Source organism: Empedobacter sp. UBA7252, assembly GCF_002472765.1.
Classification (GTDB): Bacteria; Bacteroidota; Bacteroidia; order Flavobacteriales; family Weeksellaceae; genus Empedobacter; species Empedobacter falsenii_B.
This window is the reverse complement of record NZ_DKSQ01000035.1, coordinates 1-12,018: the sequence shown is the minus strand read 5'-3', so window position 1 is coordinate 12,018 and position 12,018 is coordinate 1. Positions and strand designations below refer to the sequence as shown.

The 12,018-nt window shown below is 30.6% G+C and carries 7 protein-coding genes; 4 read left to right on the top strand and 3 right to left on the bottom strand.

The annotated features are described in order from the left end of the window. Positions 1 to 839 precede the first annotated feature (839 nt). From B2X73_RS04845 to B2X73_RS04835, 3 genes are read left to right on the top strand one after another with little or no spacing between them, the layout of a single operon-like run. A complete protein-coding gene (locus B2X73_RS04845; protein ID WP_291095875.1) occupies positions 840 to 3,818 on the top strand; it encodes a SusC/RagA family TonB-linked outer membrane protein in 2,979 nt (992 codons plus the stop codon). 2 nt (positions 3,819 to 3,820) lie between these two features. Then, on the top strand, positions 3,821 to 5,188 hold the full coding sequence (locus B2X73_RS04840) for a RagB/SusD family nutrient uptake outer membrane protein (protein WP_291095873.1): 1,368 nt from the start codon (positions 3,821 to 3,823) through the stop codon (positions 5,186 to 5,188). Then, positions 5,178 to 7,709: an alpha/beta hydrolase family protein gene (locus B2X73_RS04835; RefSeq protein WP_291095871.1), complete on the top strand. Its 2,532-nt coding sequence runs from the start codon at positions 5,178 to 5,180 to the stop codon at positions 7,707 to 7,709. The genes B2X73_RS04840 and B2X73_RS04835 overlap by 11 nt, the downstream gene beginning before the upstream one ends. Positions 7,710 to 7,774: 65 nt before the next feature. Here B2X73_RS04835 and B2X73_RS04830 read toward each other — a convergent pair whose 3' ends face one another. The 3 genes from B2X73_RS04830 to B2X73_RS04820 are packed head-to-tail and all read right to left on the bottom strand — an operon-like array spanning position 7,775 to position 9,853. Then, positions 7,775 to 8,059: a DUF6520 family protein gene (locus B2X73_RS04830; protein WP_291095869.1), complete on the bottom strand. Its 285-nt coding sequence runs from the start codon at positions 8,057 to 8,059 to the stop codon at positions 7,775 to 7,777. A 53-nt stretch (positions 8,060 to 8,112) separates the two neighbouring features. After that, the gene (locus tag B2X73_RS04825) at positions 8,113 to 9,585 is read right to left on the bottom strand and encodes a DoxX family protein (protein ID WP_291095867.1); all 1,473 of its coding nucleotides are present in this window, start codon (positions 9,583 to 9,585) and stop codon (positions 8,113 to 8,115) included. 28 nt (positions 9,586 to 9,613) lie between these two features. Further along, complete coding sequence (locus tag B2X73_RS04820; RefSeq protein ID WP_038330657.1) at positions 9,614 to 9,853, bottom strand: hypothetical protein; 240 nt, start codon at positions 9,851 to 9,853, stop codon at positions 9,614 to 9,616. Positions 9,854 to 10,199: 346 nt separating this feature from the next. Between B2X73_RS04820 and B2X73_RS04815 the strand changes: the two genes are divergently transcribed. After that, positions 10,200 to 11,837, top strand: a complete 1,638-nt coding sequence (locus B2X73_RS04815; RefSeq protein WP_291095865.1) for a helix-turn-helix domain-containing protein — start codon at positions 10,200 to 10,202, stop codon at positions 11,835 to 11,837. Positions 11,838 to 12,018 lie beyond the last annotated feature (181 nt).

Here is a 12,018-nt window from a genome sequence, read left to right as displayed (position 1 = left end):
ACTTTTCAGCAATGACGGTTTATAAATTCATTGTTAAAAAAGGATTTGAATATTAATAAGAATAAAAACGTAGAACGTTAAGCGTAAAACTTATAACGTAAAAATAAACCCCTTTCCCAAAAACAAAGTTGGCGCGATGTACTGGAAAAGGAGTGGCTTTTAAAACTAATGTTGAATTTTAAAAAACTTATGTAAAATTATGAAAGAGTAAACAGATTCACACTCTATCCCCCGAAGACGCCTTAAGAAGAAAGTAAATGATCTTCATAAAGTGATTAGTGTTAAATTTTAGTTTTCATTTATTAATGTAATTTTTAAAACCTGTTGGAGGGGGATATTTTAGGAGGAATATAGGATAAACAGGCACGAATGCGCGCGCGCGTGATAATAGAGATGAAATTCTAAATGGAATTTGCGATAATAAGAAGTTCTCTATTTATTGCTTTTTGCTTGATCAAAAAGTAATCAAAAAATCAAGTCTGTGCTTACAAGTCGGTCAATAACGGCTATTCGCTAAATGCTTTAGAACATTCGCATGTGAAATGCGAACATATATCATTTTTAACGCTCTTTACGCCGAATTGACACTCGACTTTTCAGCAATGACGATTTATAAATTCATTGTTAAAAAAGGATTTGATTATTAATAAGAATAAAAAAACGTAAAACGTTAAGCGTAATACGTATAACGTAAAAAAAACAAAACCTCCTTTCCCAAAAACAAAGTTGGCGCGATGTACTGGAAAAGGAATGGCTTTTAAAACTAATGTTGAATTTTAAAAAACTTATGTAAAATTATGAAAATATTTTACTTTAAACTCAATAGGCATATAATAAGTATGCTATTGGGATTGGTTTGTGCTACACCCCTATTTGCACAAACAGGAAAAACCGTGACTGGAACGGTAAAAGATCATAACCATTTGCTCTCTGGCGTGGTAGTAACTGAAGAAGGTACACAGAATAGTGTGCGAACTGATGCGAATGGATACTATTCGCTGATCTTACAGCATGATGATGCTAAACTAATTTTTGAGCAATTGGACTTTCCTATTCGTGAAGAAGAGGTGCTGAATAGAAGCGTGATAAATGTAAGTTTCATAAAAGAAGACGGGATTCAGCTAAAAGATGTGGTGATAAATGCAGGGTACTATGCTGTAAAGGACAAAGAACGTACAGGGTCTATAGCACGTGTTACCGCAAAAGAAATAGAAAATCAGCCCGTGAATAATGTCCTTTCGGCTATGCAAGGTCGTATGGCCGGAGTAAGTATCGTACAAAATTCTGGGGTTGCTGGTGGTGGTTACGATATACAAATACGCGGACGTAATAGCTTGAGAAGTTTTGCACTAAATAATACATACGAAGCTAATTCTCCTCTATATGTTATAGATGGTGTTATCATCAACAATCAAAAAGAATATCGTTCTAATTTATCCTCTGCTATTCTACCCTATCAAGATAGTAATCCGTTAAACTTTTTGAACCCGTCTGATGTAGAAAGCATAGAAGTACTGAAAGATGCTGATGCAACGGCTATCTATGGGTCACGTGGTGCAAATGGTGTAGTATTAATCACTACTAAGAAAGGGAAAAATACTAAAACGACCATTCAGTTTTCAAACTCGTATACCATAGGCGAAATAGCTGACTTACCAAAAATGATGTCTACTACTGAATATATGGAAATGAGGAAACAGGCATTTGTAAATGATGGAATTTCTACTTATCCTACAAATGCTTATGATATAAATGGAACATGGGATCCTAATCAATCTACCAATTGGCAAAAATATTTTGTTGGAGGAAAGTCTTTTCGTACTTCAAACGAGTTAAGATTATCGGGCGGTAATGAGCTCACTCAATTCATGATAAGTGGTGGACACAATGAAGAAACGACTATTTTTCCTGGTGATTACAGGTACAAAAAGACTAAAATGAGTCTTAATCTTTCTCATCAAAGTGCTAATCGACGACTGAAACTGAATTTTACTGGATTCTATACACTTCAAAATAATTTTTTACCTCCTACCGATTTTATGCGAATCTATCAGTCTCTTGCTCCAAATGCACCTGACCTATATGATAAAAATGGACAAATAAATTGGGAAAATAATACGTTTGCTAATCCTATAGCTGCAGCAGAACAAACTTATAAATCAAATCAAAATCAACTATTAAGTCAATTTAGTTTTGATTATCAAATTATAAAAGGGTTAAATGTACATGTAAATAGTGGTTACACTACAGATATAGTTAACGAGCGAATGATATACCCTAAAACAATGTACAACCCAACATTAGACATAGGCAGTGAGCGTTCTGCCCTATCCACCTCTACTGTACAACAAACAAATTGGTTAATAGAACCGCAAATAAACTACCAAAAAAAATGGAATGAACATCGAATAGAAGCATTAATAGGTACAACCTTTCAACATACATCTTCAAATTATTTGATGTTATACGGATCTAATTTTTCTACCGACGAGTTAATAGAAAACATGGGGGCAGCAGCTAACGTAAAAATAAATAGAGATGCTTCTTCTATTTATCGGTATACTGCTATTTATAGTCGATTGAATTATCAATACACTAATCGGTATTATTTGAATTTAACTGGACGACGTGATGGATCGAGCAGATTTGGACCTTCTAATCGATTTGCAAATTTTGGTGCAGTTGGTGCAGCTTGGCTTTTTTCTAATGAGAGTTTTCTTATAGACCAATCTTGGTTGAGTTTTGGTAAATTGAGAGGAAGCTACGGAACTGCTGGTAGTGATAATATAGGGAATTATCAGTTTTATGACACTTATTCTAATACAGGTATTAATTATAATGGTTTGCAAGGTTTAACTCCAAGTAGATTGTATAATTCGAAATATGGTTGGGAAATTACCAGAAAATTCGAAGCAGCTCTTGAATTAGGTTTTTTACGAGATCGCTTGCAGTTTACTGCTGCTTATTATCGTAATCGATCAGGAAATCAATTGGTAGGTATTCCACTGCCTGGAACAACAGGTTTTACATCTGTACAAGCTAATTTGAATGCTGTTATTCAAAATACTGGAATAGAAATAACGATAGCTGCAAAACCTATTCAAAAAACAAACTTTCAGTGGGAAACCTCTTTTAATTTTAGTGTTCCTCAAAATAAATTATTATCATTTCCTGATTTAGAAGCATCAACTTATGCTTCTACATTAGAAGTTGGAAAGTCTATTACCTTAAAAAAAATGTATCATTATTTAGGTGTAGATCCAACTACTGGCGTATATCAGTTTGAAGATGTAAACGGTGATGGAAAATTAGATATGAATGATCGTACAATTGTAAAAGAATTAGGAATAAAATGGTACGGTGGTTTTGTAAATACTTTTCGAATTAAAAACTTTCAATTTGATATACTAACACAGCTTTCTTCACAAACACGTGAGAATAGTATTGCAAGTACCAACACACTAGGTTTGATGGGGAATTATAGTACCGAATTTTTAGATTATTGGACACCTACGAATACCAATGCTCGTTATCAGAAACCTACAAGTGGAGCAAATAGCCAACTAAATACAGCTGCATCTAATTATAGATTAAGTGATGCAAGTGTTATGGATTCGTATTATATCCGTCTAAAAAATGTACAAATCAGCTATAATCTTCCCAAAACAACCTTTAAACATTTGAAAGGTACTTTGTTTTTTCAAGGTCAAAATTTGTGGACATGGACCAATTATAAAGGTCTTGATCCTGAGTTTAATTTATCAGGCTATACGCCTGCTCTACGTACATGGTCTATCGGGTTTAACTTAATATATTAATCATGAAAAAAATAATAATTTTATTACTTATAATTCCTTTTTCGAGTTGCGAAAAGTTTATTGAACTAGATTTACCTCAAGACCAAATTACACAAGAGACGGTTTTTAAAGATGGTAAATTAGTTCGTTCTGCTCTTGCTGGTCTTTATAATTCATTAAAAACAGATGGCTTTCTATCTGGTGGTTCTTCTGGAGGAGGTGTATATTTTGGTTGTTATACAGATGAATTGATTTCCTATCAAATGGCTAATAGTGTATTGGATCAGTTCTATAAATTAAATATTCGACCAGAATCTAGTGCTGTAACAGCTTTGTGGCAAAAAACATATAATCAAATTTATCAAACAAATCGTATAATAGAAGGAATTGAAAGATCGACTTTGATTGAGGTTAATTTAGCAAATCAGTTGAAGGGCGAGGCTCTTTTTATGAGAGGGTTGTTGCACTTATATTTGGTACAAACTTTTGGAGAAATACCTTATGTAACAACAAGTGATTATACCATTTCCCAACATGTATCAAAAGATAAAATAGTTGATATTTATAATAAAATTGAAACTGATGTATTAACAGCTAAAAGTTTATTAGCAACAAATACTGCCATAGGCACACGCTTTATCCCTTCTAAAGAAGCAGCTCAACTAATCTTATCTCGTTTATATTTGAATCAAAAAAGATGGGATGATGTTATAAAAATAACAGATGATCTTGCTCAAAACACATCTTTCCAATTGCAACAAGATATAAGCAAAGCTTATCTAAAAGATAATTCATCTACTATTTGGCAATTATCCCCTACATCTGCAACAGCTACTACGTACGAAGCTAATATACATTACTTGCGTTCTGCTCCTCCTTATAATATTTCTTTGCAGCCAGAACTTGTGAATTCTTTTACAACTGATGATTTGCGTCTAAAAAATTGGATTGGGTCAATTAATGACGCTAGCGGTAAAAAATATTACTATGCTTCTAAATACAAACAATATTCTACTGTAAATGGACAAAATGAATATTCAATTATTTTACGTAACGAGGAGGTTATTCTTAACAGAGCAGAAGCCTATATACAGAAAGAAGAGCTAACTAAAGGTTTGAGTGAATTGAATATAATTGCATCAAGAGCAGGATTAGCAGCTATTCAAATGGATTCAAAAGAAAACTTACTAAATAGAATTTTACAGGAACGTCAGCATGAATTGTTTACTGAGTTTGGCGCTCGTTTTTTTGACTTGAAAAGATACAGTCGATTAGATGAAACAATGATCAACGTTAAGCCACAATGGAAATCGGCATTTGTATTATTACCACTTCCTGAAAGTGAACTTTTATTAAATACTAATTTATATCCACAAAATTATGGTTATTAAATTCAATGTAAAAATACTTCTTTTTCTATTGGTTTTAATTATTCAGCTGTTTAGTCAATTATCTAATGCGCAAACTATAGATGAATTTAACACAGCTTATGAAAACTATTACACTACATTGCTAAAAACAAAAAGTCCAAACTTAGACTGGGTAATAGTAAGCCATTTGAATGCTATGGGAGATACTGAAAATGAATTAATTTCAGTAAAAAAAGGAATAAAACCAAGAATTTTACCACAAGCGAACTCCATCAGTTTTGCAAGTGATTCTACTATTATTTATAAATTACCTAATGAAACCGTTGTGTTTGAGAATTTATATTCATTGAAAAATAAAGAGTTTCATACAATTGAAAGTATTATTAATTTTCCATCAAGACAAACTACTATTTTAAAACCATTGGATAAAACAGAATTGATTGTTGTGGATAAAAATGGTAAAATAAAACATCATTTATTCAATATAGAGTCGAATCGAATTGACTATAAAACCGAACGGCTTTATTATATTCAAAATAACAGTTGGCATGTATTAAACCTTAAAGAAAACACGACGCAAACAGTTAATAATATTCCTAAAGTAGATTGGATTTATAATAATGACACGAATTGGTTTGGATTGAAAGAAGTTGGAAATTCATTACATTTTTTCCGAAAGGAACAAAATTCATTAAACGTAACAGAATCTATTATAGATCCTCCTGAACATTGTTTTTTTGATAAAAGTTTAATACAAACTATTGAAATTAGAGAGAATAGATACATTTTATTCAAATTAAAATTAGATAGTAACAAACAAAATTTAGCTGAGATTTCATATACTAATCGTCTAAATAGTAAATCATCTTCCTATCTTCAATTGGGGATATACGATATCGTTGAAAATAAATGGACATGGAAACCTCAACTTTCAACTCCTTTTCAACTTCAAAAATTTGTTTCTGAACAAGGTGAATTCATTGTATATGACATGGGCTTAAATAAAATTGATACATTGGTAAATAAAAAATTACCAATACAATTCGTAAGAAATTATGGAAATAAAACTCAGTCAATAGCCAATAAATATGTATCAGAAAACAATTTCTATTATGATATCAATACAGATCATATGCTGTTTTTTGAAGATGGAAAATGGAAGAGTGAGTCATTACAAACACATCAGATTAGAATAGCACCTTTTAACCCTGAAGTAATATTAGCAGATGGACTTTATAATAACTTATCTGATAGACCAAAAGCTAAAATTACGCCAACTTCAGAAAAGGGTATTTTTATTGTGAAATCTGAATATGATTTATACAGTTGGAATATCTTTAAAAACAAAGTACAGCTGTTAACAAATGGAGCTGCTGATCATATAAATTATGAGCTGAAAGCACAGCCTCTGTGGATTTTAGGGGAATCATTATGGGGGAGTAGTTTTCATCGTCCTATAGATTTGAAAAAGCCACTTTTGGTAAGAGGAATTTCAATGAAAGATTATACCACTAGTTTGGGAGTCATAACAGGAAATAAATTGAAAATTATTGCACAATCTGATTTTACAATCAAAGATTTTGAAGACAATAAAAGAGTGGTGTACACAACTACAGGATTTAATAATCCTTTAAAAATATATGAAATAAGAGAAAAGAAGCCTCATTTAATTTATGAAAGTCAAGGTAAAAAGGATGGTGAACGACCAATATTAAAAAAAGAGCTTTTACATTATACAATAAATGGTGAAGACTTGAATGCTTTTTTATATTATCCCAAAAACTATGATGCAAAAAAGAAATATCCAATGATTGTACGTGTCTATGAGAAAATAACTTTTCATAATAGGGAAGATAGTACTCCACATTTGATGGATTTAATTGGTTTTAATATGATACATTATATCTTGAATGACTATTTTGTCTTATTACCAGATTTGTCTTACAAAGAGAACGATTCTCAAGAAACTACAATTAAAAGTATTGAAAAAATAATAAATCAAGTTTCCCAAATACCTCAAATTGAGTCTAACCACATTGCTATAGTAGGACAATCTTTTGGTGGTTACGAAGCAGCCTTGTTTATGGGAAAAACAAATCTATTTGAAACAGCACTAATAGGTGTTCCTATCGTTGATATTCCTAGAAAATACTTAAGCGAATTTAAGATATACAACTATAACCAAGCAGATTATGCTAGAGAAGAACGTCAACAAACACGGATGAACAGTAGTTTATTTGACAATTGGCAAGGTTATTTGGAAGCTTCCCCTATTTACCATGTAAAAAAAGTACAAAAACCAATTTTGCTTTGGGGTGGTGCTGATGATCCAAATGTCTTATCGGATCAAGTTCGTTCTTTTTTCTACGGTCTTACTCGCCTTAATAAAAAAGCTATTTACTTAAATTATGTAAATGAAGGACATAATATAATTGAAAAAGCTAAACGTCAAGACTTAAATTACAAAGCATGGCAATGGATGGAACATTTTTTAAAAGGAAAACCTGCTGCTGATTGGATTAAACCATTGTTGGAAAATTAAGATACAAATAATTTTAAGTTCGAAAACTTTAATAATAAAGATAGCTCCCAAAGGGAGCTATTTTTCTATGGTTTGTATAAAATTGTACTACACGTATTAAATTCACCAGGATTATTTAAGTCAAAAACTTGTTGTCCTGTTGGTAAATCATTCAAGGTACATATTTCATTACCTTCTGTATTACACATTCTAACTTGTTCACAACTTTTTAATTCCGTATTGTAAATATAACCAGGAACACTGACTAATTTTGATTCGTTTTGCTTTGCTTGGTTTGTAGCAAAAGCTGCACCAGTCCCCATCATAATGATGACAGCTGGTAAAATGATTTGTTTGAAATTTGTTTTCATTTTGTATAATTTTAATGTGGTGCCTACGTTATCAGGTTTCGGCAATCCTGCCTCTATTCGTCAATAGAGGGTGTATGCATACGTTTATATTTTATGAGTAAATTATCTTGTAAAACATAGAAATATTTAGAAGTTATCCATATTTCTCTTATATTTTCTTTACCTTCTTCTGGAATAGTGAAACTATAGACATATTGATTTGTGAGATAGTGATATACATCAATTATACGCTTGTCTTTTCTACTATCATGTGGATCTAACTTAGCTTGACTGTTGGAGTCATTGTATAAATAACCATTATAGGCTACTTGCATAATGTTCATTTTTAATGGTGGTTTATCCATTTTTGTTGTACCATCTTTTAACTTTATGAGAGATAGTTTAGCTTTTGATATCGTATCAATTGTTTTTCCCCTTCCATAATCTTGTAAATCAAAATCGATTATTCGATATTCATTTCTATAGAAATAAGTATAAATTATTTTTTTTGTTATTGGATCAACAGCAAAAGAACCATCTGTATCAAAAACTCCATCAATTTGTTTTTCAAGTATCTTTGTATTAGAAGTTAATTTAATAGGATTAGTAAACAATAAACCTAAAATATTGTCTCTTGTCATTATACTTTGTCCTCTAAAAACAAAACGATGAGGTTCAACCATTTCTATCTTAGAAAAAAGTGATTTCTGATCATATGTTTTTATTGCTTTTTTATCTGGTAGTACACCTTCAAAAATAACAGGAACATGACCATCAGTAAGACTAAATGAAGGATAATCAACATGTAAAATAATCTCCTGAAAAGGAAGTGTCATATCATCAATTTTTAAAGTATCTATTAAAACATTTACGAAATTAGGATAAATAGTTCCCAATATGAGAGGAGCATTCTTTTCTCCTAAAAATAGGGTATCTCCTTTAGATCCTGCAAAATAAAATCCATTTGAAGGTAATAATATTTTGTCCTGAAAATTTACTGCATATGGAATGTACCGTCGAATAAAAGGGTTTTCTATTTTCATTTTATTTTCGGACATGAGAAATAATCCAACTACACTAATAATGGATGAAAAAGAAACACCTAACAATAATTTAATAATTGCTATTTTTTTATAATTTGATGAATATATAAATATTCCAATTATAGAAAATATTACAAAAACAAGATTAAATAGAATATGATTTTCCCATGATAATTTCTCTAAAATACCGCCACAGGAACATGGAATGAAATCGCTGTAATTTAATATCAGATAAATATAGACTGTAAATGCTATCATTAATCCGAACGAAGCATAAAGCCCAATTAATCGCCATCTTTTATAACATAGCAGTAATGCAATCACTATTTCCACAATAATAACTGCATAGGAAATAAATCCTGCATAAGCACTAAGTAATGGTGATTGAGCCAATTGAATTTGAAAATTCTCAAAATCCATCAGCTTGCTTACCGCCGCATAAATGAACAACACAATAAATAGGTAGCAGATGAGTGTTTGTATAAATGGATCGTATTTTCTCATCTTAATGTGTTTTAGGGTTTAAAGTGAACTACTCACCTCCTTCTTCAGTACGCTTGATATAAGGATCTTTGTCTTTTGGTGGATCAGCTTCTTCTTGAATAGAATCAGCAGTAACGATACTATCCAATTCTATATGTAAATCTGATACGCGTTTTTGTTCTACAACAGATAAACCATCTGATCTTAATTGTGGAGCTTCCTCCTCCTCTATACATTGATAAAATAGGAAACTAATGATGCTAATGAATAAATAAGTTTTTGTTTTCATAGTCGTGTTTTTTAGGATTATTTATATTCTTAGCTTAAAATTAGAAGGCATAATGATTAAAACAATAAAGAAGCACGTCAAAAACATAAACACTATGTTGATTTTATAAAAGTGTTACCTGTAATCGTTTATATTATTAATAAACAATAAATTACCAAATGTTAATTTTTTAATTTACTATGAAAAAAATATCCTAACACGCTGTATAAATGTGTGAAATTTATAAATTCATACATTTCATGGAGTAATCGATTAGTGATTTGTGGTAATTTACAAACGTAATTCAATTAAAATAAGTAACTTACATGAAAATCTACTACTGTTTTCATCTAAAAAAACAATGCTTATGAAAACATCTATACCCCTTCTAATTGGATTTTTATGGCTTATTTTCAACATCGAAAATGTCTATGCAATTGATCAACTAAGCACACAAACAAATGACTTTCTAGTTCAGAAAATTGATTCATTTCAAACCGATAAGAACAATCCCGAAGTTTGGAAGTACATTAATGCTTATATCTTAAAGGCTAAGATTAGCAATGATGGCGAAACTTTATTCTATGGCTATAAAGAAGCTATTTACTATACACAGGATTATTCAACCAAATTAAAATATGCTGATAGTGCGATAGTTGTTGCTCAACAGACAAGGAATAATGATTTGATTGTTCAAAGTTTTCTTTCGAAAGGATTGGTTCATTATCAGTTCAAGAAATTTCAACCAGCCTTAAAAAATTACTTATTGGCTGAAAAGAAACTGAACAAGAAATCATCCACCTACTTAACATATAAAGTCCTTTTTAATGTTGCTTTAATTAAATTTCAATTAAAACAGTTTAGTGAAGCGGAACTATTGTTTCAGAAATGCATTATTTACTTTGAAAATAATAGTTCAGATGTCAATCACCAAGCTTATTATTTAAATAGCCTTTATTATTCTGTTCAAATTTTACAGGCTCAACATAAATACACCGAAGCTAATCAACTTAATCATAAAGGTTTGGAATTGAGTCAAGATTCGCAAAACGACTATTTTATTCATTATTTTACTTATTTAAAAGGAATTCAGTTCTATTTAGAAAAAGAGTATCAACAGTCTATAACCACGCTAAAAAATGAATTAGATCATTTGAAAAGTCACCACGATTCTAATACACTGAGTTTGGCTTATTTTTATATTGGTAAATCTTACGAGGCAATAAATGAAGTACAAAAAGCAATTATATATTTTGAAAAAATAGATCAACTTTTTAATGAATATGATTTTTTAGATAGCGATATTCGTGCTGCTTACGATGCCTTAATCCATAATTCTGAAAATAATCGTAATTACCCAAACCAATTGTATTATATCAATCAGTTACTAAAACTAGATCATTTGACTCAACAAAATATTGTAAAGCTATCTCCTATTCTCCAAAAAGAATATGATGAAAAAGAATTATTGAAGTTGAAGAAAAATGTTGAATTCAAAATCACCATCTACCCTATTTTGATAGGTTTTGTGATCATTTTATGTTCCATCGGGGTATTGTATAGTTACAAACGTTTTTTCAAACAGCTTACGATAGATAAAAAGAAAGTAAAAGAACCTCCTGTTATTGAGATTCCGACTGAAGTTGTAAATCATATTTTGAATCAGTTGAATGATTTTGAAATGAATCACTTATTTGTACAGAAAACTTTAACCTTGGCTCAATTAGCAAAATCATTTAAAACCAATTCTGCATATTTATCAAAGATTATTAACTCAGAAAAAGGAACTAATTTTTCAAATTACATCAATCAACTTCGAATAAATTATGTTCTTCATCTCCTAAAGGATTCAGATCAGTTTCATCAACATTCAATTGGTGACTTAGCAGAATTAGTAGGTTTTTCATCTTCTCGCCAATTTTCGAATGTATTCTTTCAAGTGACTTCATTTCGCCCTTATGAATATATAAAACAATTGAAATTCAATTTGAACAAAAACAATTAAAAAGAAAAACGTAAACAACATTTTCATCTCTAAGTAGTAGCAGGATACTCCCAACATAAAGGCAAGATGAAGGCAACATAGTGGCAGTAGAATGTATGTAAACGATTTTTGAATTGAGATGTAAGAATTGTAGTATGTAAAAAGTAGTATGTATTTGAGATTAAGACTAAGGTTGAGAAAG

What these genes read in the sequence shown, in the direction of transcription:
- B2X73_RS04845 (WP_291095875.1), top strand. Translation starts at nt 840, where the DNA reads ATGCTATTGGGATTGGTTTGTGCTACACCCCTATTTGCACAAACAGGA.
- B2X73_RS04840 (WP_291095873.1), top strand. Translation starts at nt 3,821, where the DNA reads ATGAAAAAAATAATAATTTTATTACTTATAATTCCTTTTTCGAGTTGC.
- B2X73_RS04835 (WP_291095871.1), top strand. Translation starts at nt 5,178, where the DNA reads ATGGTTATTAAATTCAATGTAAAAATACTTCTTTTTCTATTGGTTTTA.
- B2X73_RS04830 (WP_291095869.1), bottom strand. Translation starts at nt 8,059, where the DNA reads ATGAAAACAAATTTCAAACAAATCATTTTACCAGCTGTCATCATTATG.
- B2X73_RS04825 (WP_291095867.1), bottom strand. Translation starts at nt 9,585, where the DNA reads ATGAGAAAATACGATCCATTTATACAAACACTCATCTGCTACCTATTT.
- B2X73_RS04820 (WP_038330657.1), bottom strand. Translation starts at nt 9,853, where the DNA reads ATGAAAACAAAAACTTATTTATTCATTAGCATCATTAGTTTCCTATTT.
- B2X73_RS04815 (WP_291095865.1), top strand. Translation starts at nt 10,200, where the DNA reads ATGAAAACATCTATACCCCTTCTAATTGGATTTTTATGGCTTATTTTC.